Annotated in this window: 20 protein-coding genes and 1 pseudogene; 14 read left to right on the forward strand and 7 right to left on the reverse strand. The window is 55.1% G+C overall.

Annotated features, from left to right (window positions below):
* Positions 1 to 131: 131 nt before the first annotated feature.
* Positions 132 to 1,313, forward strand: coding sequence for a citrate synthase (locus RRF56_RS17460; protein ID WP_317034437.1), 1,182 nt, complete (start codon positions 132 to 134; stop codon positions 1,311 to 1,313).
* Between the two features lie 260 nt (positions 1,314 to 1,573).
* On the opposite strand, the gene RRF56_RS17465 is transcribed toward RRF56_RS17460, so the two are convergent.
* A complete protein-coding gene (locus RRF56_RS17465) occupies positions 1,574 to 3,244 on the reverse strand; it encodes an L-lactate permease (protein ID WP_317034438.1) in 1,671 nt (556 codons plus the stop codon).
* A 229-nt stretch (positions 3,245 to 3,473) separates the two neighbouring features.
* On the opposite strand from RRF56_RS17465, the gene nuoH reads away from it, so the two are divergent.
* The 5 genes from nuoH (at position 3,474) to RRF56_RS17490 (ending at position 7,450) form a co-directional block, all read left to right on the forward strand.
* A complete protein-coding gene (gene nuoH / locus RRF56_RS17470) occupies positions 3,474 to 4,592 on the forward strand; it encodes an NADH-quinone oxidoreductase subunit NuoH (protein WP_317034439.1) in 1,119 nt (372 codons plus the stop codon).
* Between the two features lie 89 nt (positions 4,593 to 4,681).
* Positions 4,682 to 5,317 carry an NAD(P)H-quinone oxidoreductase subunit I gene (ndhI, locus tag RRF56_RS17475; protein ID WP_317038363.1) on the forward strand — a complete coding sequence of 212 codons (636 nt, stop codon included), beginning with the start codon at positions 4,682 to 4,684 and terminating at the stop codon, positions 5,315 to 5,317.
* Positions 5,318 to 5,427: 110 nt separating this feature from the next.
* The gene (locus RRF56_RS17480; protein WP_317034440.1) at positions 5,428 to 6,042 is read left to right on the forward strand and encodes an NADH-quinone oxidoreductase subunit J; all 615 of its coding nucleotides are present in this window, start codon (positions 5,428 to 5,430) and stop codon (positions 6,040 to 6,042) included.
* Positions 6,043 to 6,170: 128 nt separating this feature from the next.
* Positions 6,171 to 6,476 carry an NADH-quinone oxidoreductase subunit NuoK gene (gene nuoK / locus RRF56_RS17485; protein WP_106870777.1) on the forward strand — a complete coding sequence of 102 codons (306 nt, stop codon included), beginning with the start codon at positions 6,171 to 6,173 and terminating at the stop codon, positions 6,474 to 6,476.
* 53 nt (positions 6,477 to 6,529) lie between these two features.
* Positions 6,530 to 7,450, forward strand: coding sequence for an NAD(+) kinase (locus RRF56_RS17490; RefSeq protein WP_317034441.1), 921 nt, complete (start codon positions 6,530 to 6,532; stop codon positions 7,448 to 7,450).
* A gap of 30 nt (positions 7,451 to 7,480) precedes the next feature.
* On the opposite strand, the gene RRF56_RS17495 is transcribed toward RRF56_RS17490, so the two are convergent.
* Entirely contained in the window at positions 7,481 to 7,783 is a 303-nt protein-coding gene (locus RRF56_RS17495) for a hypothetical protein (RefSeq protein WP_317034442.1), read from the reverse strand.
* Positions 7,784 to 8,027: 244 nt separating this feature from the next.
* On the opposite strand from RRF56_RS17495, the gene RRF56_RS17500 reads away from it, so the two are divergent.
* A complete protein-coding gene (locus tag RRF56_RS17500) occupies positions 8,028 to 8,549 on the forward strand; it encodes a photosystem I assembly protein Ycf3 (RefSeq protein WP_317034443.1) in 522 nt (173 codons plus the stop codon).
* 173 nt (positions 8,550 to 8,722) lie between these two features.
* Positions 8,723 to 9,004, forward strand: a complete 282-nt coding sequence (gatC, locus tag RRF56_RS17505) for an Asp-tRNA(Asn)/Glu-tRNA(Gln) amidotransferase subunit GatC (RefSeq protein ID WP_317034444.1) — start codon at positions 8,723 to 8,725, stop codon at positions 9,002 to 9,004.
* A 65-nt stretch (positions 9,005 to 9,069) separates the two neighbouring features.
* Here gatC and RRF56_RS17510 read toward each other — a convergent pair whose 3' ends face one another.
* Positions 9,070 to 9,540 carry a hypothetical protein gene (locus RRF56_RS17510; protein ID WP_317034445.1) on the reverse strand — a complete coding sequence of 157 codons (471 nt, stop codon included), beginning with the start codon at positions 9,538 to 9,540 and terminating at the stop codon, positions 9,070 to 9,072.
* A 593-nt stretch (positions 9,541 to 10,133) separates the two neighbouring features.
* On the opposite strand from RRF56_RS17510, the gene RRF56_RS17515 reads away from it, so the two are divergent.
* Positions 10,134 to 14,225, forward strand: a complete 4,092-nt coding sequence (locus tag RRF56_RS17515; RefSeq protein ID WP_317034446.1) for a PAS domain S-box protein — start codon at positions 10,134 to 10,136, stop codon at positions 14,223 to 14,225.
* 42 nt (positions 14,226 to 14,267) lie between these two features.
* Here the strand turns inward: RRF56_RS17515 and RRF56_RS17520 are convergent, their stop codons facing one another.
* Positions 14,268 to 14,684 (reverse strand): response regulator, encoded by a 417-nt coding sequence (locus RRF56_RS17520; protein ID WP_317034447.1) that lies wholly within the window; start codon positions 14,682 to 14,684, stop codon positions 14,268 to 14,270.
* A gap of 336 nt (positions 14,685 to 15,020) precedes the next feature.
* Between RRF56_RS17520 and RRF56_RS17525 the strand changes: the two genes are divergently transcribed.
* The 4 genes and pseudogenes from RRF56_RS17525 (at position 15,021) to RRF56_RS17540 (ending at position 20,143) form a co-directional block, all read left to right on the forward strand.
* On the forward strand, positions 15,021 to 16,310 hold the full coding sequence (locus RRF56_RS17525) for a glucose-1-phosphate adenylyltransferase (protein ID WP_317034448.1): 1,290 nt from the start codon (positions 15,021 to 15,023) through the stop codon (positions 16,308 to 16,310).
* 393 nt (positions 16,311 to 16,703) lie between these two features.
* Positions 16,704 to 17,507, forward strand: a complete 804-nt coding sequence (locus tag RRF56_RS17530; protein ID WP_317034449.1) for an SDR family oxidoreductase — start codon at positions 16,704 to 16,706, stop codon at positions 17,505 to 17,507.
* Positions 17,508 to 17,717: 210 nt separating this feature from the next.
* Positions 17,718 to 18,789 (forward strand): annotated as a pseudogene (locus RRF56_RS17535) (IS630 family transposase).
* Positions 18,790 to 18,820: 31 nt separating this feature from the next.
* Positions 18,821 to 20,143 carry an MFS transporter gene (locus RRF56_RS17540; protein WP_317034450.1) on the forward strand — a complete coding sequence of 441 codons (1,323 nt, stop codon included), beginning with the start codon at positions 18,821 to 18,823 and terminating at the stop codon, positions 20,141 to 20,143.
* Positions 20,144 to 20,378: 235 nt separating this feature from the next.
* Here RRF56_RS17540 and msrA read toward each other — a convergent pair whose 3' ends face one another.
* The 3 genes from msrA to pheS all read right to left on the reverse strand — a co-directional run bounded on the left by msrA (position 20,379) and on the right by pheS (position 23,795).
* Positions 20,379 to 21,044 (reverse strand): peptide-methionine (S)-S-oxide reductase MsrA, encoded by a 666-nt coding sequence (gene msrA / locus RRF56_RS17545; RefSeq protein ID WP_317034451.1) that lies wholly within the window; start codon positions 21,042 to 21,044, stop codon positions 20,379 to 20,381.
* Positions 21,045 to 21,258: 214 nt separating this feature from the next.
* Entirely contained in the window at positions 21,259 to 22,497 is a 1,239-nt protein-coding gene (locus RRF56_RS17550; RefSeq protein ID WP_317034452.1) for a Zn-dependent hydrolase, read from the reverse strand.
* 296 nt (positions 22,498 to 22,793) lie between these two features.
* Positions 22,794 to 23,795: a phenylalanine--tRNA ligase subunit alpha gene (gene pheS, locus RRF56_RS17555; RefSeq protein WP_317034453.1), complete on the reverse strand. Its 1,002-nt coding sequence runs from the start codon at positions 23,793 to 23,795 to the stop codon at positions 22,794 to 22,796.
* A gap of 221 nt (positions 23,796 to 24,016) precedes the next feature.
* On the opposite strand from pheS, the gene surE reads away from it, so the two are divergent.
* A complete protein-coding gene (gene surE / locus RRF56_RS17560) occupies positions 24,017 to 24,880 on the forward strand; it encodes a 5'/3'-nucleotidase SurE (protein WP_317034454.1) in 864 nt (287 codons plus the stop codon).
* Positions 24,881 to 25,073: the final 193 nt, after the last annotated feature.

Consider the following 25,073-nt stretch of genomic DNA (forward strand, 5'->3'; position numbering starts at 1 on the left):
GGGCAGGGGCTACAGTTCACAGGCCTGAGTTGACAGCAGGGCTAAGGTTGATCAGATGATTTGGTAGCGTTGATGACGGCGGGGCGTTCATCCCCCTTGGAATCATAGGTCAGCGAACGGGAGCGAATTATATGACCGTATGTGAGTACAGACCTGGTTTAGAGGGTGTACCAGCCACCCAATCGAGCATTAGCTTTGTGGATGGCCAGGCTGGAATATTGGAGTATCGCGGTATTCCCATTGAGGAGCTGGCCCAGCGCGGTACCTTCTTAGAGACAGCCTATCTGCTGATTTGGGGCGGGCTACCTTCTAAACCCGAACTAGAGGCTTTTGAGTACGAAATTCGCTACCACCGTCGCCTCAAGTACCGCATCCGCGACATGATGAAGTGCTTTCCCGAAAGTGGCCATCCGATGGATGCTTTGCAAGCCTGTGCGGCTGCCCTGGGTTTGTTTTACTCGCGCCGGGCGTTAGACAATCCGGTCTACATTCAACAGGCGGTGGTGCGGCTACTGGCCAAAATTCCCACCATGGTGGCGGCGTTTCAGCTCATGCGTAAGGGCAACGACCCCGTGCAGCCCCGAGATGACCTCGACTACGCTGCCAACTTTCTCTACATGCTCAACGAGCGCGAGCCCGACCCGCTGGCGGCCCGTATTTTTGACATTTGCCTGACGCTGCACGCCGAGCACACCATCAACGCCTCGACCTTTTCGGCCATGGTGACGGCCTCGACCTTGACTGACCCCTATGCGGTGGTCGCCTCGGCGGTAGGCACCCTGGCGGGGCCACTGCACGGCGGGGCCAACGAAGAGGTGATCGAGATGCTGGAGCAGATTGGCTCAGTCGAGAATGTGCGCCCCTATGTGGAGCGCTGTATTGCCGAGAAGTCCAAGATTATGGGCTTTGGCCACCGGGTCTACAAGGTCAAAGACCCTCGCGCTACCATTTTGCAGGGGCTGGCGGAGCAGTTATTTGAAAAGTTTGGCCAGGACGAGTACTACGCGATCGCCCTAGAGATGGAGCAGGTGGTCTCTGAGAAGCTGGGATCTAGGGGCATTTACCCCAACGTTGACTTTTACTCGGGGCTGGTTTACCGAAAGCTGGGTATTCCCACCGATTTGTTTACGCCGATCTTTGCGATCGCCCGGGTGGCTGGCTGGCTAGCCCACTGGAAAGAGCAGCTAGGCGAAAACCGCATCTTCCGCCCTACCCAGATCTACACTGGTCCTCGTAGCCAGAGCTATGTAGACCTGTCTAACCGCCCCCAAATTTGGGACAAACAGGGTTTCTCTGTGTCTTTGCCTTCTTAGGGAGCCACCTGATGGGTCAGACCCCCCTGGGCACTCTCTCCCTCAGCACAGATTATTGATTCAGTGACGATTTTCAGGAACTCCTGCCCCTCTGGCGCTTGCGTCGGGGGGCTTTTGTTTGGCTGGTAATCAGATTCAATGTGTCAGGTTTCAGGCCACCCCTTAAACTTGACACCTGATATAGCTGTAGCCAGCCTGGTTCAGACATTTTCCCTAAAAACGGTTGAACGTTTCTAAGGTTTCTGGATGTCCTCCCCCTCTCATCCCCCAACTGTGGCCCAGACGATGCCCATGAGTCCCGCTAGGCCTAGGTAATAGATCACCACCGGCAAGAGCTGGCGCACTAGCAGCCCCTCGCGCCCCAGCAATCCCACCGTGGCCGCTGCTGCCACCACATTAGAGACGCAAATCACGTTGCCCGCTGAGGCCCCCACGGTTTGCAAGGCCAAAATTAGCGACGGCGGCGCGCCAATATTCTCGGCGACCCCAAACTGAAATAGCGAGAACATCATGTTGCTGACGGTGACGCTGCCCGCCACAAAAGCCCCTACCAAGCCCACCACAGCGGCAAACAGCGGCCAGGTGCCCCCAGCTAGGGCCGACATGCCTTCGGCTAGGGCCAAGGGCATGCTGGGCAGACCAGCACTGTTGACGTCGGAGTTAATAAAGACCCGCGCCATCAGCACCGCTGCCCCCAGGGCAAGCGTGGTTTTTTGCAGAATCGGCAGCGATCGCCCCACGGCCCGGCCCAGATCACTGGGTTTCATCTGGTGCAGAACGTAGGTGATGGCCACCACGAGCAAAAACATGGTGGCGGGGAGGTAGAGCGGCGTCGAGGCCACCGTGATGGTGGTGCCAAACATGCCAGTCCACGCCGCCCGTAGGCCCTGAAGCCAGCCCTTGAGCGGCAGCTGCGTCAGGCGTGACAGCACCAGCAGCACCCCGAGGAAGACGTAGGGCAGCCAGGCTTTGAACACCGTCATTCCCGCTGGTGGCGGAGTGAGCGATGGCATCACGGTTCCTGACCACGTCTCGGGCCAAGTCTCTTCAGCCGGGAACTGCCATGGCTGCTCAGGTTGCAGCCAGCCTTGGCGAATGATCGTGACGACAATGGCCAGCCCCACCAGCCCACCGATCATCGAGGGGAACTCTGGGCCTAAAAAGATGGCCGTCAAGGCGTAGGGTACCGTAAAGGCCAATCCTGCCACCAGGGCAAACTTCCACAGGCGTGGACCCTCAGCCCTGGCCTGGCCCTCACCAAAAGTGCGGGTAATGATCACCACCAGCAGCAGCGGCACAAAGGTGCCGATCGCCGCATGGAGCAGCGCAGCCCGGCTACCCACCTGGGCAATAAACTCCATCAGGCTTAGGTTTTGGGCCGATAGGGCGGCCTCTACCGCTGTGGCCCCGCCCAGCCCCGCCTCCATGCCAAACACTAGGGGGGTGCCCACTGCTCCAAAGGTCGAGGGGGTACTCTGAATAATCAGCGCGGCCATCACCGCCGCCATCGCCGGGAACCCCACCGCTACCAGCAGCGGCACACAGATCACCGCCGGAGTGCCAAACCCCGAGGCCCCTTCGATAAAGCTGCCAAACAGCCAGGCAATCACGATCATCTGCACCCGGCGATCGGGCGACAGCGCCAGCAAACTCTGACGAATCACCGCGATCGCCCCGGAGGCTTGCAGCACGTTGAGCAGTAAAATTGCCCCAAACACAATGAAGAGAATTTCGGCCGCGATCGCCACCCCCTGCACCAGCGACGCCGCGATATAGTTCACCGGCACCCGCCAGGCCAGACCTGCCGCCAGTGCCGTTACCACCAGCGCCCCTGGCATGGCTTGACTGGCCGGGCGGCGAGCTACCACCAGCAGCAAAAAAACCGTTAGCAGCGGAAGTAGAGCGACGAAAAACGCAAGAGTCAGGGGCATCTGGCCAGCGGCAAGTAGAGATGCTCAGAGGTTACTCTAATCTGGCGACCTGAGCAGGGAGACAATGGCATAGAATGTGCCGAGCCCCTACGCCCCTTCAATACTTCTTACCGAAACTTCCTATGAATCCCCGGCCTTCGCCCCGGTGGATGGGGAGAGATGACGGTAGAATCTAAAAAACTGTTTTTTCCTCGTTAGAGTCAATCGTACCGTTGCTAAGGACTGGCCCATGAATCAAGGAATTGACCTACAGGGTAGCTTCGTCAATACCCTAGTTGATCTGGGGTTACCCGCTGGAGCGGCTAAAGCCCTGTGGCTACCTCTGCCCATGGTGGTCATTCTGGTTGGGGCCACGGTAAGTATCTTTGTGACGGTATGGCTAGAACGCAAGATTTCTGCCGCCGCTCAGCAGCGGATTGGGCCAGAATTTGCCGGTCCCCTGGGCACCCTCCAGGCCGCCGCCGACGGCATCAAGCTGATTTTTAAAGAAGACATTACCCCCGCCAAGGCCGACCCCATTCTGTTTACCCTGGGGCCTGCGATCGTGGTGATTCCGGTCTTTTTGTCCTACCTCATTGTGCCCTTTGGCCAAAATCTGGTGATTACCGACATCGGCGTGGGCATCTTCCTCTGGATTGCCCTCTCCAGCATCGCCCCCATTGGCCTATTGATGTCGGGCTATTCCTCCAACAATAAGTACTCCCTACTGGGAGGGTTGCGAGCGGCGGCCCAGTCCATCAGCTACGAAATTCCCATGGCCCTGGCGGTATTAGCGGTGGTGCTAATGTCCAATAGCCTGAGCACCATCGACATTGTCAACCAGCAGTCGGGCTACGGCATCCTGGGCTGGAACATCTGGCGGCAACCGGCTGGGTTCTTGATCTTCTGGATCGCGGCCCTGGCGGAGTGCGAGCGTTTGCCCTTTGACCTCCCCGAGGCCGAAGAAGAGCTGGTGGCGGGCTACCAGACCGAATATACCGGCATGAAGTTTGGCCTGTTTTATGTGGGTTCCTACGTCAACCTGGTGCTGTCGGCGCTGATCGTCTCCATCCTTTACCTGGGCGGTTGGGAATCGCCGGTTTCGGTTAGCTGGTTAGCTAGTCTGATTGGGGTGAGCGAAACCACTCCCTGGCTCCAGGTGATTACCGCCTCCTTAGGCATCATGATGACCTTGTTTAAGGCCTATGCCCTGGTCTTTATTGCCGTGCTGCTGCGGTGGACCGTGCCCCGCGTTCGCATTGACCAGCTGCTCGACTTTGGCTGGAAGTTTTTGCTGCCGGTTTCTCTGGTGAACCTGCTGCTGACGGCAGCGCTCAAGCTCACCTTTCCCATGGCCTTTGGTGGCTAGCCCCGAGCCACTGCCTTACCCTATAGGTAGGGATGACTAGCACTACCCCACTCAATCACCTGTAAAACTCTGGAGGTCACCCCCCCATGCTGGGTTTTCTCAAACAAGTCAGCGACTACGCCAAAGAAAGCTTACAGGCGGCCAAATACATCGGCCAGGGGCTGTCTGTTACCTTCGACCACATGAGCCGCCGCCCGGTCACGGTGCAGTATCCCTACGAGAAGCTAATTCCCTCTGAGCGGTTTCGAGGGCGGATTCACTTTGAGTTTGATAAGTGTATTGCCTGTGAGGTTTGCGTACGGGTGTGCCCAATCAACCTACCGGTGGTTGACTGGGAATTTGACAAAGCTACAAAGAAAAAAGATCTTAAGCACTACAGCATTGACTTTGGAGTATGCATTTTTTGCGGCAACTGCGTCGAGTATTGCCCCACCAACTGCCTTTCCATGACCGAAGAGTATGAGCTAGCCAGCTACGATCGCCACGAACTCAACTACGACAACGTGGCCCTCGGTCGTTTGCCCTACAAGGTCACCCAAGATCCGATGGTGACTCCCATGCGAGAGTTGGCCTACCTGCCTAAGGGTGTAATGGATCCCCACGATTTGCCCCCCAACGCGCGGCGGGCTGGGCAAATGCCTCAGGAGATTTTAGAAGCAGCCAAGGCCAAGGAAACCGCTGAGGCCAAACTCGAAGCGAAGGGCGATGCCACCAAAGCCGACTGAGGCACCGGATGCACCGCGGGAAGAATGCGCCAGGGGAAGTTCCGTGGTACATTCGCCTAAGCTAAAACCACTGCTGCAATAGCTCGATTTTTTATCAGGAGTTCAGGATTGTGACGCTAGCGGAAGGGGTACAACTCGTTGCCTTTGGCATACTGACCGCGATGACGCTGGGGGGTGCTCTGGGCGTGGTGTTGCTAGATAACATTGTCTACTCAGCGTTTTTGCTGGGAGGTGTGTTTACCAGCATGTCGGGCCTATACATTTTGCTCAACGCTGGCTTCGTGGCGGCGGCTCAGGTGCTGGTGTACGTGGGTGCAGTCAGTGTGCTGATCCTATTCGGTATCATGCTGGTCAATAAGGAGCAGCCGTTTGTGGCCGTGAAGCAGGCCTGGGTTGGCAAGGTCGCCACTGGGGCGGTCTGTGCTGGCTTGTTTGCCTTACTCACTATCTCCACATTAAATACACCCTGGGCGATCTCAACCGAGGTGCCAACTGGCGATATGGCGACCGTGACAATCGGCATTCACTTCTTCACCGATTACCTGCTGCCCTTTGAGCTGGCTTCGGTGCTGCTATTGATTGCCCTGATTGGTGCGATCGTGCTGGCTCGGCGCGAATTTATCCCCGACGTTGCCCCTGGATCGCCTGAGTCTGAAGCCTTACAGCTACCTGAACGGCCCCGTGAACTGGTGTCGTCGATCGCATCTCCTGACACGGAGAGCTAGTTAGCCCCTGAACCTGCATTGTGGGTTTAAGCTACGTCGATGGGGCATTGGCTAACTTTGCGATCGCTATTTTAAGCCCGAGACTCAGCCCGAAACTAGTCAAGATCAAAACGGATTGTTCTTCAGCTATGCAACTTGAGTATTTTCTGCTGACCGCTGCCGCCCTGTTCTGTATTGGCATTTATGGCCTAGTCACCAGCCGCAACGTGATTCGAGTGCTGATGTCCATTGAGCTGATGCTCAACGCGGTCAACCTGAATTTGATGGCATTTTCTAACTACCTCGATCCGGTAGGTATTAATGGCCAGGTGTTTGCCGTGTTTGTAATTAGTATCGCCGCCGCCGAAGCCGCGGTGGGGCTAGCGATCGTGCTCTCGATTTACCGCAACCGAGACACCGTTGATATGGAGCAGTTCAACCTGCTGAAGTGGTAAGCGCAAAACCCGTTTTACAATACGTAGGGTGCCCTTAGCATTGGCGGGCTGTTGTGCAACTTGATCAAGTGATTATTGTCCATAAGGCTGGCAATCGGCTGAGCCAGCAGTGGGCCGAGAAGTGCGCTAAGCAGATTGAAAGCCTAGGCGGAAAGGTGCTGCGCGGCCCCAGTGGGCCGAAAGACAATCCCTATCCGGTATTTTTGGCTTCGGTTAGCCAGCCCATTAACCTGGCAATTGTGTTTGGGGGAGATGGCACCGCTCTGACAGCAGCGCGCAATTTGGCCGCAGAAAATATCCCGATTTTGGCGGTCAATATTGGCGGCCATTTGGGCTTTTTGACCGAAAGCTCTGAGGCGATGGATGACACAGAGGCGGTGTGGGAACGGCTGCTGAGCGATCGCTTTGCCGTCCAGCGGCGCATGATGCTCCAGGCTTGCATCTATGCAGGCAACCGCACCAATTTAGAACCCCTGAGCGAGGTATACCTGGCCCTCAACGAGATGGCGATCAAGCCCGCCTCCCCCGATCGCATGATCACCTCCATGCTCGAAATGGAGATTGACGGCGAAGTGGTCGATCAGTATCAGGGCGATGGCCTGCTGATTAGCACCCCTACGGGCTCTACCGGCTACACCGTGGCCGCTGGGGGGCCAATCATTCATCCTGGCATGGATGCGATCGTGGTCACGCCTATTTGCCCCCTCAGTCTGTCGAGTCGCCCCATTGTGCTGCCGCCGGGGTCAGTCGTCAGCGTCTGGCCCCTGGCCGACCCCGATCTGACGACCAAGCTGTGGACCGATGGGGTGATGGGTACGGCCATTTGGCCAGGGCAGCGGGTCGATGTGCGGATGGCCGACGCGATGGCCAAGTTCATCATTCTGCGGCAAGATTATTCCTACTATGGCACCCTGCGCAACAAGCTGAACTGGGCAGGCACCCGCATCAGCTACGCGAACAACCATAGAAATTAGGCCAGGCACTAGGCCAAGCAATAGAAAAAATCAAGAACTATGGCGATCGCGCTGAATATCGTAGATCGCCTTTTCCCAGCACCACTGCTCGCTGTGGTGGGGGTTACGCAACTGCACCTGCTCGACTAAGCGTTCGGCAACGGCGCGGTTGCCGCCAACCAAGCGCAGGAGCTGGCGCTCAGTACGACTCCGTACGGGCCGCGACGGCGCAACCGTGGCCGAGGCTGGAGACTTGGGGCGGTGACGACTGCTCTTCAGTTGGGGCTGGCGACGTCTGAGCCAGACCACTAGAGCAATAATCAGCGCGATCGCCAGTAGTAGAGATAAATCCATGGGTGCAGGTCAAACGTTCTTAGGGTTCTGGATGTCCTAACCCGGTGATTATGGCTATAACTGTTCTACCCAAAACTCCCCGTCCCTGGTGCTGCTTCAGACTCTGATGCCACTAAACTCCCAGGGTTTGCTAGGCTTAGGAATGTATCTGGTCTAGCCTAAACCCTGGGGTTACATTGGGGCAACAACCCCCTGCTACCGGGTTAGGTAAGCGTTATCGTCCCTCATTTGCGCGCCGCTACCCATGCCAAGAACCCAACGCAACGACAACTTCATCGACAAGTCCTTCACCGTAATGGCTGACATGATCTTAAAGATGATGCCTGCCAAAAAGAGCGAGAAAGAGGCCTTTGCCTACTACCGTGATGGCATGTCGGCCCAGGCCGATGGGGAATATGCCGAGGCGATGGAAAACTACCGCGAAGCCCTCATCCTCGAAGAAGAGCCCTACGACAAGAGCTTCATTCTCTACAACATGGGTCTAATCCACGCCAGCAACGGTGAGCACGAAATTGCCCTAGAGAAGTACCAGGAAGCCCTCGAACTCAACCCCCGCCTGTGCCAAGCACTCAACAACATTGCGGTAATTTATCACTACAAGGGCGAACAGGCCGAAGCTAGCGGTGACACCGACGCCGCCGAAAATTTCTTTGACGAAGCCGCCCGCTACTGGCTAGAGGCGATCACGATCGCGCCCAACAACTACATCGAAGCCCAAAACTGGATGAAGAACACGGGCCGCATGAAGAATGACATTTTCTTCTAGGCAAAACTTCCAGAGCACGGCCCGTAGGGTGGGCACTGCCCACCACCTCTCCCTCGCCTGGTAAGCCTAACTTTTGCCGAGCTTCCCTCACCCCGCTAACGGTGGGTTTGGAATTACCGCATTTCATCTCCTGATCCACCAAACCTCAGTTCTCCTTTCTAAACTCCTTTCCCATGATTGATCTCGAACAGGTCCGCAAAGTTGCGCTTCTGGCCCGCCTAGAACTGTCCACCGAAGAAGAAGACCAGTTCACCGGTCAGCTCAGCGGTATTCTCGACTACGTTGAGCAGCTTAAAGAACTCGACACCGACGCTGTAGAACCCACCACCCGCGCCATTGAACTCAACAACATTACCCGCACCGATCGCCTAGAAAGCTTTGGCGATCGCGACACCATGCTCAACTGTGCCCCCGATCGCGAAGACGATTTCTTCAGGGTGCCAAAGATTCTATAGGGCTAATGCTCTAGGCCCCAGTCGGCTGACTGCGCGTAGAAGCCGGTACCGAGTACCTGCAACCCTCAAAATATGATGATTGCGGCTAAAGCACCTGCTAAGACCCCATAGCAGCAGGCCAGCAGCGCTTTAAAGGAGCCTCGGTACTTGTATCGCCATAGCATGGAAGCTAGCGTAAACGAGTAAAGTAGCTCTTCGATCGGGAAATAGGCGGTCTGATTGTTTAGATCGATGCCCAATACCAGCATCGTCCAAAATAGAAAAATGACAAAGCTGTTGATAATGGGAGCCCGGCTTTCTCGAGTGGGCACCTGAAGCCGGGCAATAAACCCTAGATAGACCAAAACGGTGAGGGGAAACAGTGCCGCTGCCAGGCTGCGAACGCCTGACCCGGTAGAATAATCGAAGGCGAAGACTACGCTAGAAAATAGCTGGTATAGCAAAAAGCCGACCGCTAAAAATAGCACAAAGAAGCTTACCAGCCCTTTCGAGCCCTTAGTCCAGTCGCTAGAGGATTGCCGGGGGCGAGACTGCATAGTAAACCTCAAAAATGGCTGAGTTGGCGATGACGGTAATACTTGGCTTACCCGTTCAAGGGATGCGTTAAATGATTGATACGTCAAATGACCTTTAGGTGCCCACATAGGATGGGTAACCTTTAGCCTAATGCAGACCAAACTCAAGGGAGATCCAAAGGCTGCATTTGTGCTTCGTGCTCACCTGTATTTCTGGTCATCGCTGTAGATTAACAGGTTTTTAGAGTTGATTTTACCGCCCAATGGGTAGATTGTTGGCCCTATAGGCTTTTGGGTCAAACATCGACATCAGGCTAAATCTGGCCTGCCGCTTCAGCTAGACAAACTGCTCTCCAATTTGAGCGGGCGTGAGTAGTAGCTTTGTTCTGCAAAGAAACAAGGCCAGTGGTGTCGAGCCACCGCGATCGCAGCAGCTGACGCTAAGATAAATGAGATACTCTGCCCTTGGTGGGTGTTGATTAAGACAGCGATTTGGGGCAAAAAATAGGTTAAGGCGATGCGGTTCTACACTCATCTTTTTTCTTTTTCCCTAGATGCTGTGTTGCCTACGGATGGTTGTCCCTGTTTACCTTCCATGGATTGCTTAACCGCTAATGCCTCCAGTGCCCTCACCCAACCACGAATCGGGACGTTTAGAAGCCCTGCGGCGATATAACATTCTAGATACTCCGCCCGAGCCTGGATTCGATCGCATCACAGCTTTGGCGGCCCGCTTATTTAATGCTCCCACGGCCCTCATTTCGCTAGTCGATGAATCGAGAGCTTGGTTCAAGTCGTCCTACGGTTTTGACCGCCAGTCAATCCAGCGCCATAACTCTATTTGTAACTATGCTCTGCTGTCTGATCAGGTGCTAGTGATTCCTGACTTGAGCCAAGATCAGCGCTTTGTCGATCACCCTCTGGTGCAGCATGGGCCTAGGGTTCGCTTTTACGCTGGGGCACCGCTGCTCAGCCAGGACGGCTTTAACCTCGGCACCCTTTGCATCCTCGATACTCAGCCCCGCGATCAATTTACCGACGATCAGCGGTTGGTCTTGGCTGATCTGGCTGCTATGGTCGTCGATGAGCTCGATTTGCGCCTAGCCGCCCACCGGGTAGCCGAAATTGATGCGGCCTTGCTGGCGGTAACCCAGGGGGTTTCAGCGCAAACGGGGGTAGCTTTTTTCGAGGCGCTAGTGCAGCACTGCACCCAGGCCTTGGGGGTCGACTATACCTACATTGGCTTGGTCAGCGGTGACGCGCCAGCGTCAATTCAAACGATCGCGGCCTGTACTCCGGCGGGCATGGCCGACAGGTTTGACTATCTACTGCACCATACTCCCTGTGAGCAGGTGTTGCTCAAGCGCAGTCTGTGTTGCTATCCCAGCGGGGTGAGGGCACAATTCCCCGAAGCTTTGCTGCTCAAGCCTTTGGGGATCGACAGCTATGCGGCAATGCCATTTTTTGATGCCCAGGGCCAACCTTTGGGCCTGTTGGGGATAATGGATAGTAAGCCCCTAGCCAACGTGCAGCTGACGGAAACCCTGCTGCCTATTTTTGCTCTGCGCATCAGTGCCGAACTAGAGCGCCAGCAGACCGATGTGGCCCGGCAGCAGGTACAGCAAGACTTAGAGCACCTCGTCACCCAGCGTACGACCGAATTGTCTCAAGCTAATCAACGCCTACAGCTTGAAATTGCTGAGCGCAAGCACACCGAAGTTGCCCTCAAAAAAGAGCAGGAAATGCTGAAGGTGGTGCTAGAACATGTGCAAGCGGGGATTGTGGCCTGTGATAAAGCGGGTATTTTGACCCTCTTTAATCAAGCGGCCAAAAACTTTCATGGTCTACCAGAATCTCCTATTCCCCCTGACAAGTGGGCCAACTACTACGATCTCTATCTCGTCGATGGTCAAACCCCGATGCCCCAGCAGGCGATTCCGCTGTTTCGCGCCCTGAGTGGGGAACGGGTTAACAATGCCGAAATGGTGATTGCCCCCCATGGGGGGATCGCCCGAACGCTGTTGGCCAGCGGGCAGGCGATCGCCGATGTCGATGGCCAAAACCAGGGGGCGGTGGTGGTGATGCACGACATCACCGAGCGTAAGCAGATCGAAGACGCGCTGCGAGCCAGCGAAGCCCAGCTCTCTAGTATTTTCGAAACCATTCCCAATGGCATTGTGATCCTTGACCAATCGGGGCAACTGATCACCGCTAACTCCGCCGCTGAAGAGATGTTTCGGTTGAGTCGCAGTGAGCTGGCAGGACGAGCCTATAACGATCTGGCCTGGGCCATTACGGCAGTCGACGGGGCTCCCTTTGCCGAGGCCGATCTGCCCTTTAGCCAGGTCATGCGCACGGGGAAAGCGGTCTATGGGGTTGAGTTGGCGGTGACCCACGCCGATGGCACCCAATCTATTCTCTGTGTCAACGCTTCGCCTCTAGTCGATGCTGACAACAATCTAAGTCAGGTGGTGATGTCGATTAGCGACATTAGCGATCGCACCCGGTCAGAAGCCATTCTGCAAGCTTCAGAAGAACGCTATCGATCGGTGATTGAAACGGTGGCCGAAGGCATTGTGCTGCAACATGCTGACGGCAGTATTTTTACCTGTAACGCTAGCGCAGAGTCTATTTTAGGCCTTACCACTGAGCAGATGGTGGGCCGCAGTTCCCTAGATCCTCGCTGGGCCGCCATTCGTGAAGATGGGTCGCCGTTTCCGGGCGATCAGCATCCGAGCATGATTACCCTGAGTACTGGAGACCCCCAGACTAATGTGGTGATGGGCGTCTGCAAACCCGACGGCACCCTGACCTGGATCTCAATCAACAGTCGGCCGTTGTTTCATCCCAACGACCCTATCCCCTACGCGGTGGTAGCCTCTTTCTTTGACATTACCGATCGCAAACTAGCCGAAGCTGAGCGCACTCAGCTAATTCGCGAACAGGCCGCCCGCCTAGAGGCTGAGGCCGAGCAGTTTCGATCGGCGCTGCTGGTCGATATCAGTACCCTTTTGGCGTCTTTACTAGACCATAGCCACACCCTGGAGCGGGTGGCTCAGCGAGTGGTGCCGGTGTTTGCCGACTGGTGCACCATCGATTGGGTAACCTCCGATCAAACGCTGGAACGTATAGCTGTGGCCCACTGTGACCCCGCTAAGGTAGACCTAGGCTGGCAACTCTACCGGCAATATCCCCAGCCCCTCAATGCCCCAGAGGGAGTGCCAAAGGTATTGTGCACAGGGCAAACCCGTCTGCTCACCAATATGACCGACGGGGCGCTAGCGGCGATCGCCCAAGATCCAGAGCACCTGCGCCTGCTCCGGGAACTGGGGCTTAAGTCCGGCATCATAGCGCCGCTGATCGCGCGCGGCCAGACCCTGGGTGTGATCTCCTTTGTGACCGCCGAATCTGATCGGCACTACACCCCAGCCGATCTGGCCCTGGCTGAAAACGTTGCCCACCAGGTAGCGATCGCTATCGACAATTCCCGTCTTTACCAAGCAGAGCAGACAGCCCGCAGCGAAGCCGAATCGGCCAACCGCATCAAAGACGAATTTCTAGCGGTGCTCTCCCACGAGCTGCGATCGCCCCTTAACCCGATTTTGGGCTGGGCACAGTTGCTGCAAAAACGATCGCCTGACGCCACCACCCTGGCCCGAGGTTTAGAAACCATTGAGCGTAATGCCAAGCTCCAAACCCAGCTGATTGCCGACCTGTTAGACGTTTCTCGAATTTTGCAGGGCAAACTTAGCCTTGATGCCGCTACTGTAGACCTTCGGGCCACCGTTGAAGCGGCCATGGAAACGGTACAACTGGCGGCTGAGGCTAAGGCCATTCAAATTCACACCCAGCTTGAACCCAATGTGCCCTCGGTTTTGGGTGATGCAGGGCGTTTACAGCAGGTGGTTTGGAATTTGCTGACCAATGCTGTCAAGTTCACCCCTGTCGGTGGCCAAGTGTACATTCACCTGGGGTTGGTCGATCCTAACTCCTCAGATGCTGCTGCCTTCGACACCATCTCCCAGGCCCAAATTACGGTGACTGACACTGGTAAGGGCATTACCCCAGAATTTCTTCCCTATATTTTTGAGCGTTTTCGCCAGGCCGACAGCAAAACCACCCGACAGTTTGGCGGCTTGGGCCTAGGCCTTGCGATCGTGCGACAACTCGTCGAACTTCACGGTGGTACGGTTGCTGCGTCTAGCCGTGGCGAAGATCAAGGATCAACATTTACAGTGCGATTGCCCCTTGAGCGCAGTCTAGCTGACGCCTCCCAAGCCACTTTGCCGGCTGTCTCACTTCACCGCCCGGTGCTGTCCGCTAGCCTGACGGGAGTTAGCATTTTGGTGGTCGAAGATGAAGCCGATGCCCGCGATCTAATTGTTTTTGTGCTTGAGCAGGCCGGTGCGATCGTGACGGCTACTGCTTCAGGGCAAGAAGCTCTGAGCGTATTGCCCGACCTCAAACCTAACGTGCTGATTAGCGATATTGCAATGCCCGATATGGATGGTTACATGCTGATGCAGCAAATTCGATCGCAGGCAGCTACGTTAGGCAAGCCCCTTACCTTTAAAGCCATTGCCCTGACCGCCTATGCTGGCGACCTCAATCAGCAACAGGCCCTAGCCGCTGGTTTTCAACGTCACTTAAGCAAGCCCTTTGAGCCAATTGAGCTAGTGGCTGCGATCGCCGAACTCATCTATTAATTCAAAGCCAAACCAACCTAGGGGACTGTGCCTCTAGGTTGCCTAAGGTTTAGACAAATTGTGATGTCCTTTCTCTAGCTGCTCCTTGTCTAAAAGGGCTGCAACCTTAGTGAGTAGGCCATCAAACTCGATAGGCTTACGAATGAAGTTGTTGATGCCTAAAGACAACGCACAATTGGTATTGACGGTATCGTAGGCTGTGACCATCAAAATAGGCATGAACGGCAGGCTCGGATTCTGACGAATCTGCCGTGTAACTTCATAGCCATTCATGTCGGGCATCATTACATCCATCAAAATCAAGTCGGGGGGCGAATCCTCAACCTTAGCCAGGGCCGACCCCCCATTCCCGGCGGTATCAACCTCATATCCAGCCGTTTCTAAAATAGTCTGTAGTAAAAACAGATTGTCGTCGATATCATCGACAACGAGAATACGGAAATCTGAAGGGGTACACACGGTAAAAAAATATAAAAAGGTTGAATGAGATTAGTCTAGTTCGATACCTACAACCTTAGCCTCAAACTTCAGACACAGATCGGTTTATCTTACGTGTCTCTGTAGTGCTTCTAGAGCGCTCATGGGGCACTACAGGAGTCCTGTTTCAGGTACTGCAATATCAGCAAATCAGACGTTAGTTAGGAGCAGTTCTGCCCTAAGGTACATGTCGATCGTCGGGCCATTGCCCCACCCTTGAAAAGGAATGAAACGGAATCTAAGGTTGAATCGGTTCATATAGCTATTGAGTTTAGCCACCGAATCAAGCTGATGGTAGAGCATGAATAAGGGGATGCTGTGAATAAAGTATTAGGTATTGTGCTAGGTGGCGGTGCTGGAACTCGCCTGTACCCATTAACCAAAACCCGAGCTAAGCCAGCGGTACCCCTGGGCGGGAAACATCGATTAATCGACATTCCAATTAGTAACTGTATTAACTCAGACATTTCTAGGATTTACGTGCTGACGCAGTTTAACTCTGCCTCCTTGAATGAACATATCTCCCGATCCTATAGTTTTTCGGGCTTTCAACAGGGGTTTGTGGAAGTGTTAGCTGCTCAGCAAACTCCAGAAAACTTAGATTGGTTTCAAGGCACCGCCGATGCTGTCAGGCAGTATCTTTGGCGCTTTAAGGATATGAATGTCGACGAGTATCTAATTCTGTCAGGCGATCATCTGTATCGCATGGACTATCGAGATTTTATTCGTCGCCACCGTGAGAGCAATGCTGACATTACCCTCTCCGTAGTACCGATTGATGAGAAACGGGCCTCTAGTTTTGGTCTGATGAAAATCGATGATTCTGGCCGGATTATCGACTTTAGCGAGAAGCCCAAAGGCGATGCCCTCCATCAGATGCAGGTAGATACCACTACCCTGGGCCTCTCCGCTGAAGAGGCCAAAGATAAACCCTATATTGCCTCGATGGGAATTTACCTATTTAAGCGACAGGTCTTGATTGATTTGCTAGACCAACAGCCTCAAAAAACTGATTTTGGCAAAGAAATTATTCCCGACTCAGCCAAAGACTACAAGGTGCAAGCCTACCTATTCAACGACTACTGGGAAGATATCGGTACCATTGAATCGTTTTTCAATGCCAACCTGGCCCTAGTCAAGCAGCCTAACCCCCTGTTTAGCTTTTACGATGAATCTGCCCCAATCTACACCAGAGCACGTTATCTGCCGCCAACCAAGCACCTGCAGTGTGAAATCAGCCAATCTATGATTAGCGAAGGCTGCATGCTGAAAGAATGTCGGATTACTAACTCGGTTATTGGCATTCGCTCTCGGATTGAGTCAGGCTGCACCATTGAAGATAGCTTGATCATGGGAGCCGACCACTACCAAGACAATTTCGAGCGCCAGGGCAGCTGCGATCACACCACGATTCCCTTGGGCATTGGGGCCAATACCACCATTCACAAAGCTATTGTCGATAAGAATGCTCGTATTGGCTGCAACGTGAAAATCCTCAATAAAGACCGGGTTGAGGAAGCCGATTGCGAAGATCAGGGTTTCTGTATCCGCAGCGGTATTGTCACCGTGTTGAGAGGAGCGATGATTCCCGATGAAACGATAATTTGAGATCTCTGCTCTCTCAATCTAGCAATAGACCAAAGCCAGAGTCTGCCTAAACGCATACTCATGCAAGCAAAAGATGGCTAATCTTCCCTAGCCTCAATCAGGTTTCCCTAAAGGAGGAGTAATCAGCATTGCTCCTCCTTTTTTTGCTTTTCAATGGAGCGGATCTTACCCAGTAGGTTGCCCTAAGAACTCTTAGGATGCGTATTGTCTCAGCATCACTATTGGCCTCAGCTCTACAGTATGTTGGGCGTTGACCAAGGTCGCTTTTTGAACATCGCCGTCACTTTCCCGCGGTTAGGGGCTATACCGATGTCCACTAATGGATAGATGGCAGCACAAGTTTACATTTTTTAATATTTATTCGACAGATTAATTTAGATTTTAGGAAACACAATGGATTTTGGTATTCATGGCAAGGTGGCTGTCGTGACCGGCGGTGACTCTGGCATTGGCCTAGCCACTGCTAAGCTGCTGGCCCAGGAAGGAGTAAAAATTGCGCTCCTCGATAAAACGGCTGACCGGCTGGACGAAGCGCTGCAAGATCTGCAAACCGTCGGTGAGGCGATGGCAGTACAGGCTGACTTGCGCCATCTATCTGAGGTTGAAGCGGCTAAGCGCAACATTGTTAACCACTACGGCCATGTAGATATTTTGGTGAACTGCGCGGGTATTACCGGCGCTACCGGTGACTTTTTAGACATCAGTGATGACGATTGGCTTGAAACCTTAGAAGTGGATCTCATGGCGGCGGTCAGGGTGTGCCGCACGTTCATCCCGCTGATGCGTGAGACCGGTTGGGGACGAGTCGTGCTCGTGGCTTCAGAGGATGCCGTGCAGCCCTACGCCGATGAAATGCCCTACTGTGCCGCCAAGGCCGGAGTGCTGAACTTTGCCAAGAATCTTTCCAAGGCCTACGCCAGCGATGGAGTGCTGGTCAATTCGGTAGCCCCTGCTTTTATTGCCACCCCTATGACCGACACCATGATGGAACAAAGGGCCGAAAAAATGGAGACGGATGTAGATGAGGCAATCACTACGTTTCTTGACCAAAAGCGCCCCCATCTAGAGCTTAAGCGCCGGGGCAAGGCCGAGGAAGTGGCGGCTGTCATTGCTTTTCTATGTTCTCAGCAATCTAGCTTTGTGGTGGGAGCTAACTATCGAGTAGACGGAGGGTCGGTGGCCGGTATCGGACTATAGCTCTGTGACCCTCGCCTTTGTCGCCCATGAACTGCATCTAGGGAGGGATGTGGCTGCCGATTGGCCCACGCAGGATAAAACAAGTCTGATCTTGCTATCACCACACGACTATCCATGACCGCTGAGCGTCCAGACTTGCGCCTGCTGATTATATCAAGTCCGGCTAATAACCCTTAGAATGGTGAAGTTGAAAGGCGAGGATAACGGGTGATGGGGCGTCGTCTTACCCTGGCATCACATTTGAGCACCGAGGAACTCGAACAGCGTTATAAATCGGCTAAGAGCGGGATTGAACGAGGGCATTATCAGCTGATCTGGCTATTGCAATCGGGCAAGGGTACCGCTGAGGTCTCTGAGATGACCGGCTACAGCCGAGCCTGGATTTATGAAGTGGTTAGAAGCTATAACCGTCAAGGCCCGGCGGCGCTTGGCGACCAACGGCAGCACAATCAGGGCAATGGGCAAGTCATTCTTGAAGATGAAATGCAGACTTTACTGTACCAAGCCTTGCAAGAGGAACCCCCAGATGGCGGATTCTGGAATGGAGGTAAGGTAGCCGACTGGCTCAGTGAGCACCTAGGCCGTTCAGTTCATCGCCAACGGGGGTGGGAGATTCTCAAACAAATGGAGTTCTCTCTCAAGGTGCCTCGTCCCGAACATCAGCACGCTGCCACCGAAGAGGAGCAGCGGGTGTGGGAAAAAAAATCTGCACGCTCAACTGACGGAAATCAAAGTCGCCCATCCCGACGCCGACGTGCAGCTCTGGGCTATGGACGAACATCGCTTGGGGCTCCATCCCATCCTGCGTCGGGTGTGGGTCGATAACTGGCTTGGATCGCTCAGTGCTCCCGTCCACTGTCGCTATGACTGGTTTTGGCTCTATGGCTTTGTCCATCCTCGCAGCGGACAAACCTACTGGTGGCTGTTGCCTCGAGTCAATATCGACCTGTTTAATCGGGCCTTGGCTGATTTTGCCGAACACTTTGGCATTGGCCCCAAGCACCGAGTCGTGTTGGTCATAGATCAAGCTGGGTGGCACACCTCAGAGCAGGTGGTCGTACCCGAAGGTCTACATCTGGTTTTTCTGCCACCGTACTCCCCGCATATGCAACCGGCAGAGCGACTCTGGCCTATCCTCAATGAAGCTTTAGCCAACCGGGTATTTGAAACCCTAGACGACCTCTTGGAACGAGTAGAGCAGCGCTGTGTACAACTCCTAAACCTCACCGATTTCATCTCAGGCTTAACCCAGTTCCACTGGTGGAGGGCATTTCAATGCTAAGTGTGGTTGATTAAACGGACTTGATATTACAATGAATTTAGGCTTTTGGGGCGTGCAGATCGGCAATGGTCTGCAAACGGCCAATGCCAGCGCCATCTTCGAGAGCCTCGGGGCAGAAGCAAGCCAACTGCCGTTACTTTGGCTGGGGGCACCGCTGATGGGGCTACTCGCCCAGCCAATTGTCGGTGAGCTGAGCGATCGCACCCTCAGTCCTTGGGGCAAGCGGCAGCCTTATTTTCTAGGCGGTGGCCTACTGGTAGCGATCATGCTGGTGGCACTGCCCCTGGCGACCAGTCTGGCCCAGGCGGTGGCCCTCTACTGGCTACTACAGCTAGCCCTCAACATTAGTGTTGCTCCTAGTCGCCCCTTTGTGGGCGATCTGTTGCCTGCTCGCTACCGTACCTGGGGCTATTCGGTACAAGGGTTTTGTGTAGGGTTGGGCACGATCTGCGCGGCGGGCATGCCTTGGTTTTTAGAACATGGGTTTCATCTAGAGCCCACCGCCGCCGTCGGTGTTCCCCCGGTGATTGGTGCTGCCTATCTGGTAGGGGCAGCCCTATGTTTGGGCAGCACCCTGGCCACCTTTTGGGCCGTCAAAGAACCCTTACCTCAGCCCAGGGACTCAGCCATCACCTCAACAGCCGATAGCAATTCCGTTAATCTAGTCAGCGCTATTGGTCAAGCCATGGGGTCGCTGCCGCCGATTATGCGGCAGCTAGCCGGGGTGCAGGCCCTCAGCTGGGCGGGCATCTACTGCATTTTTTTATATCTACCCACTGCGATCGCTCTAAACGTACTCGGAGCTCCCAATCGTCAATCAGCCAGCTATGCCCATGGGGTAGAGTGGGCGGGTCTGTGCACCGCCTTTTACAACCTGATCTGTCTAGCAATCTCGTTTTTAATTCCAACGTTAAGTCGGCGCTGGGGCCGAGTTACCACCCATGCGATCTGTCTAATGTGCGGGGCCGTAGGGCTGATCTCGCTGCTGTTGGTACACAGCCGCTATCCAATTCTGCTTTCCATGGTCGGCGTGGGCATTGCCTGGGCCAGCATTTTGTCCATCCCCTACTCTCTATTGATGGATAGTCTGCTCGAAGGGCAGAGTGGGGTCTTTATGGGGTTGTTTAACGGGTTTGTCACCCTGCCGCAGATCGCGATGTCCTTGGGGTTTGGCTGGGTAATGCGCCATATATTGCAGGGCAACCGCCTCTGGGCCTTGGCCCTAGGGGGCGTCTTACTCGGTCTAGCCGCCCTATTGATGTTGCGCGTCCCCGAACCGGTGATTCCTTTAAAGAACGCCGAGGGTACTCAAAATGTGCTTGAACCAACCTCAGAGAAGGCATTGTCTTCTTAGGGCCTCTCGGTTCAACGGCACTCTATCAGTTGGGTAAGAGGAGGACGAAATAGTTTCCCCATGCTTGGCAGTGCCCACCCTACAGCGGTACAGTCACTGGCTTTGAGCGGGTATCTTTTGTCTTGGCAATCCCTTTAGATATGAACAGCCCAAATGGCCCAGGGTTAGAGACAATGCTTGTCTCTAACCCTGGGCCATTTGGGCTGTGGGCCTTTAACTTGAATGAATCCAAGCCCTATCGCTCTACGGCCAAGCCCACAGGGCAAGCCACATTGGTACCCCCCAACCCGCAGTAGCCGCCTGGATTTTTCGCCAAGTACTGCTGGTGATAGGCCTCAGCGTAGTAATACTCTGGGGCCGCTAAAATCTCGGTGGTGATCGGGCCGTAGCCAGCCTGACTCAGAGCCTGCTGGTAGGCTTGCTTAGAGGCTTCTGCCAGCTGGCGCTGGGCTTCAGAGTGCACGTAAATGCCCGAGCGATACTGGGTGCCCACGTCGTTGCCTTGGCGCATGCCCTGGGTAGGGTTGTGGCTTTCCCAAAAGGTTTTGAGAATTTGCTCGTAGCTTACCACTGCCGGGTCAAAGACCACACGCACCACCTCATTGTGGCCCGTCAGCCCAGAGCAGACTTCCTGATAAGTGGGGTTGGGGGTGTACCCAGCAGCGTAGCCCACCGAGGTCGAATACACGCCATCAAGCTGCCAAAACTTGCGCTCGGCTCCCCAAAAACAGCCCATGCCAAACAAACCCAGTTCCATTCCAGCGGGGAACGGTGGGACTAGTGGGTTGCCGTTGACGTAGTGTTTGTCAGGCACAGCCATGGAGGTAGCCCGGCCAGGTAATGCTTCGTTAGCAGGCGGCATTTCAGACTTTTTGCCTTTGCCTAAACCAAAGAAAACCATAGGAATTATTGCAATTTGTGTAGGAGTACTAGCTCAACTATAGCGTCAACCCCTAAACATTTCCTGGAGAGAAGCTGGTGTCCTCAAACTGTAGGTCGGGGGGCAATGAGCGGCGACAGAATCGGTGAAAAATCCCCAGAACCGCGCGGCTCTGGGGATACCTGCAAACTGACTGGTATGAGTCGGTAATCACCTAAGGCCCTGGCCGTGGAGGCTACGGGTAGTAGCGATCGAGTCGCAGCACGGTTTCAAGCAGCACATTGGCTCCGTTCACGCATTCCTCAGGGGTGGTGTATTCCACCTCCGAATGGCTGAAGCCCCCTTCGCTGGGCACAAAAATCATGGCCATGTCTGTAAATCGACCCATCTCTAAGGCGTCGTGGCCTGCCCGGCTGGGCATAGGTAGGTAGCTGAGGCCAACGCTGTCACATACCTCAGCAATAATCGCTTGAATGTGATCCGCTGCGGGGCTAGGCGCGACGTTCAGCTGGGGCACAATCTCGATTTTGGTGCCGGTATTCTGGGCAATCAGCCGCAGTTCTTCCTTTAGGTCGTCGATTAGATCATTGATGACGTATTGGTTGAGATCGCGCACATCAATACTGCACTGCACCTGCCCTGGCACAATATTGTCGGCGTTGGGCCACACTTGTAGGGCTCCTACGGTGGCCACCTGTTGACCAGGCGGGCGCGTGCCCAGGCGGTTGACCACTAGCACCACTTGAGCGGCTGCCACGAGGGCATCTTGGCGCTGATCCATTGGTGTGGTGCCAGCGTGGTTGGGGCGTCCGGCAATGTGAATTTGATAGCGCTGCATGCCCACAATGCCCTGCACTACGCCGATCTGCTTTTGGGCGGCTTCGAGCACCCCGCCCTGCTCAACGTGGAGTTCGACAAAGGCGCAGATGTCATCGCGGGTGCGCTTAGATAGCGCTAGCTGATCCCAGTTCCCCCCAGCGGCGTTGACGCCCTCGTCGATGGCGCGACCGTCTTTGCGGTGGTAGTCGGCGGCCTCGAGGGTCGCAGTACCAGCGATGGCGCGACCGCCGATCATGGTGTCTTCTTCATCGGCAAAGACAATTACCTCGAAGGGATGCTCTAGGAGAATGTTGTTTTCGTGGAGAGTACGGGCTACTTCTATCCCGGCTAACACACCGAGAGTGCCGTCAAATTTGCCGCCGCAGGGGACGGTGTCGATGTGAGATCCGGTGGCAATGGCCGGGGCGTTGGTACGACCGTTGCGGCGACCAATCAGGTTACCAGCGGTGTCAATACAGGTGCTCAAACCCGCTTCTACCATCCATCGCCGCACCAGCTCCCGCCCTTGCAGATCTTCCGGGCTAAAGGCCAATCGACAAATGCCACCGTTCTTTAGCTGCCCGATCTGAGCTAGGTCATCGATGCTTTGGTTGAGGCGCTTGCCATTGATGCTAAGGGTTTGTAGTAGAGCCATGGGTATTTAGTGGGAGGAGTATGGTGAAGAGATGAAACGTTTGACTCCAGAAAACGTTACAGTCCATCATAAACCGTGATGTCTCTGTATACAGTTTATTGTATGCAGAGAGCTGCTCAAGTTTTGTTTAGGAAGAACTTTCTGTCGGCTAATGGGGCGAGGGGTTGCCCAGACTTGGGCGATCGCGGCTTTAGCCCAGCAATGCCAATGAGCCACAACGGTTAAACTGCTGTGGCTCATTGGCTAACCCTAGTATTCCCTTGGGCGACAACGACGAGCGATCGCCCGAGCCTGCCCTAAAACTGTCGCAGAAACCGCAGATCGCTGGTGTAGAGACGGCGAATGTCGTCGATTTGATGTTGCACCATGGCCAGACGCTCTACCCCCAGCCCAGCCGCAAAGCCACTGTAAACTTCGGGGTCATAGCCAACCGCTTGGAGCACGTTAGGGTCGATCATGCCGCAGCCCAAAATCTCTAGCCACTTGCCCTGCCACTCGACGTCTACCTCTGCCGAAGGCTCAGTGAAGGGGAAGAAACTAGGCCGAAACCGCACTGGAATATCGCCGTAGAGGGCTTCTAGAAAAACTTTGATGGTGCCCCGCAGATCGGTGAAGGTGATGTCGGTGTCGACGGCAAAAAACTCGATCTGGTGAAAGACGGCAGCGTGGGTGGCATCTACCGTGTCGCGGCGGTAGCAGCGGCCAATCGCCAAGGCCCGCAGGGGGGGCTCGTTGGCTTGCATATAGCGAATTTGGGTGTTGGAGGTGTGGGTGCGCATCAGCTGGCCATCGGGCAGGTACAGGGTGTCCTGCATGTCGCGGGCCGGGTGGTCAGGCAAGAAGTTGAGCGCCTCAAAGTTGTAGTAGTCGGTTTCAACCTCGGGGCCATCGGCGACGGTATAGCCCAGGCCCACAAAAATATCGACAATGCGATCGATGATGCTGTTAATCGGGTGTACCCGGCCCTGGGGGTGAAAAATGCCGGGCATGGTCACATCGAGGGTTTCTGTGGCCAGCTGGGCTTCAATTTTGGCGGCTTCGAGGGCGGTTTTGCCCTGGTCGAGCTGGGTCTGAATTAGCTCTTTAACCTCGTTGGCGATCGCGCCAATGCGAGGGCGCTCGTCGGCTGACAGTTTGCCCATGCCGCCCAGCACCTTAGAGAGCTGGCCCTTTTTACCCAGATAGCCAATCCGCAGCTGCTCTAGCTCGTCTAGGGTGGTAGCAGCGGCGATCGCGCCCTGGGCGGCCTGCTTCATGGCCATCAGGTCGGTTTCGAGCGAGGTGGGTGCGACGGTCATAGGTAGGGTGCAAAAGTATTGGAATGGTAGGCTAGGTGCTCCACGACGGGAGTAGGGTCGAGGGGTAGTTGGGGGGGTACGGTGCGAGGTCTACGGTTTGCGGTTGCTAACCCTCGCGGCTGGGTGGTTATGCATGCCGTATATCCTGTACCGATCCCCAGATCCCCTGGGCTGGCGATCCGCGATCTAGCTTAACTATTTTAGTGTGGTGGGGAACAGTCATGAACATTCTAATCAGCAACGATGACGGCATTTTTGCCCTGGGGATGCGTACCCTGGCGACCACCCTGGCGGCAGCAGGGCACCAAGTCACTGTGGTTTGCCCCGATCGCGAGCGATCGGCTACCGGCCACGGCCTCACCATGCACAAGCCTATCCGGGCTGAGGTGATTGACTCAGTTTTTCAAACAGATATTCAGGCCTGGAGCTGCTCGGGCACCCCCGCCGACTGCGTCAAGCTGGCCCTGGGGGCGCTCATGCAAACCCCGCCAGATGTGGTGGTCTCAGGCATCAACCACGGCGCTAATTTGGGCACCGACGTAGTCTACTCAGGCACGGTGTCGGCGGCGATGGAGGGAATGATGGAGGGCATTCCAGCGATCGCAGTCAGCCTGACCAGTTTTACCCAGGGCAACTTTGCCCCTGCCGCCGAGTTTATTCGCGATCTGCTGGCCGAGGGGGCGAGTGGGTTGCTGGCAGCTCCCCTGCTGCTCAATGTCAACGTGCCAGCCCTGCCCGCCGCCGAGATCAAGGGAGCCAAAATCACTCGCCAGGGTATTCGTCGCTATTTTGACCAGTTTGAGAAACGCCTCGACCCGCGCGGCAAAACCTACTACTGGCTGGCAGGGGAAGCGATCGCAGACCTCGAAGATCCGCTGCCCAATCAGGGCTGGCCGCCCGAACTCAAGCAGTCTCTGACCACCATACCCACCGATGTTCAGGCCATTCACGATCGCTATATTTCGGTTACGCCGCTGCAATATAACCTCACAGCCGTAGGCGATCTGTTAGATTTGGTCGGAGGGCAGCGGCCCCTGCTGCCGGAGGTGGCTGGAGAAAAAAAACTTCATACCGATGGGATCTAGCCGCAGTTCGGGGCAGACTAGCAGCAGGGTAATCTATAGCACCTTGAGATCGGCCAACCAGGATGGTCAGCCCACCCTGACCATTTTGATCAGAGTTCATTACTATTGAGGAATCTCAGGTTTAGTGCTCTCTCCTACGGCGCATCAATCATCTTGAGCCTCATCATTCCATGCTTTTCACCTTCTGAGAGAT

This window comes from Nodosilinea sp. E11 (assembly GCF_032813545.1).
Lineage (GTDB): Bacteria > Cyanobacteriota > Cyanobacteriia > Phormidesmidales > Phormidesmidaceae > Nodosilinea.

Bases quoted from the DNA above. Each gene is read 5' to 3' on its own strand.
- RRF56_RS17460 (WP_317034437.1), top strand. From the start codon at position 132: ATGACCGTATGTGAGTACAGACCTGGTTTAGAGGGTGTACCAGCCACC.
- RRF56_RS17465 (WP_317034438.1), bottom strand. From the start codon at position 3,244: ATGCCCCTGACTCTTGCGTTTTTCGTCGCTCTACTTCCGCTGCTAACG.
- nuoH (WP_317034439.1), top strand. From the start codon at position 3,474: ATGAATCAAGGAATTGACCTACAGGGTAGCTTCGTCAATACCCTAGTT.
- nuoK (WP_106870777.1), top strand. From the start codon at position 6,171: ATGCAACTTGAGTATTTTCTGCTGACCGCTGCCGCCCTGTTCTGTATT.
- RRF56_RS17495 (WP_317034442.1), bottom strand. From the start codon at position 7,783: ATGGATTTATCTCTACTACTGGCGATCGCGCTGATTATTGCTCTAGTG.
- RRF56_RS17500 (WP_317034443.1), top strand. From the start codon at position 8,028: ATGCCAAGAACCCAACGCAACGACAACTTCATCGACAAGTCCTTCACC.
- gatC (WP_317034444.1), top strand. From the start codon at position 8,723: ATGATTGATCTCGAACAGGTCCGCAAAGTTGCGCTTCTGGCCCGCCTA.
- RRF56_RS17510 (WP_317034445.1), bottom strand. From the start codon at position 9,540: ATGCAGTCTCGCCCCCGGCAATCCTCTAGCGACTGGACTAAGGGCTCG.
- RRF56_RS17515 (WP_317034446.1), top strand. From the start codon at position 10,134: ATGCCTCCAGTGCCCTCACCCAACCACGAATCGGGACGTTTAGAAGCC.
- RRF56_RS17530 (WP_317034449.1), top strand. From the start codon at position 16,704: ATGGATTTTGGTATTCATGGCAAGGTGGCTGTCGTGACCGGCGGTGAC.
- RRF56_RS17540 (WP_317034450.1), top strand. From the start codon at position 18,821: ATGAATTTAGGCTTTTGGGGCGTGCAGATCGGCAATGGTCTGCAAACG.
- msrA (WP_317034451.1), bottom strand. From the start codon at position 21,044: ATGGTTTTCTTTGGTTTAGGCAAAGGCAAAAAGTCTGAAATGCCGCCT.
- RRF56_RS17550 (WP_317034452.1), bottom strand. From the start codon at position 22,497: ATGGCTCTACTACAAACCCTTAGCATCAATGGCAAGCGCCTCAACCAA.
- pheS (WP_317034453.1), bottom strand. From the start codon at position 23,795: ATGACCGTCGCACCCACCTCGCTCGAAACCGACCTGATGGCCATGAAG.
- surE (WP_317034454.1), top strand. From the start codon at position 24,017: ATGAACATTCTAATCAGCAACGATGACGGCATTTTTGCCCTGGGGATG.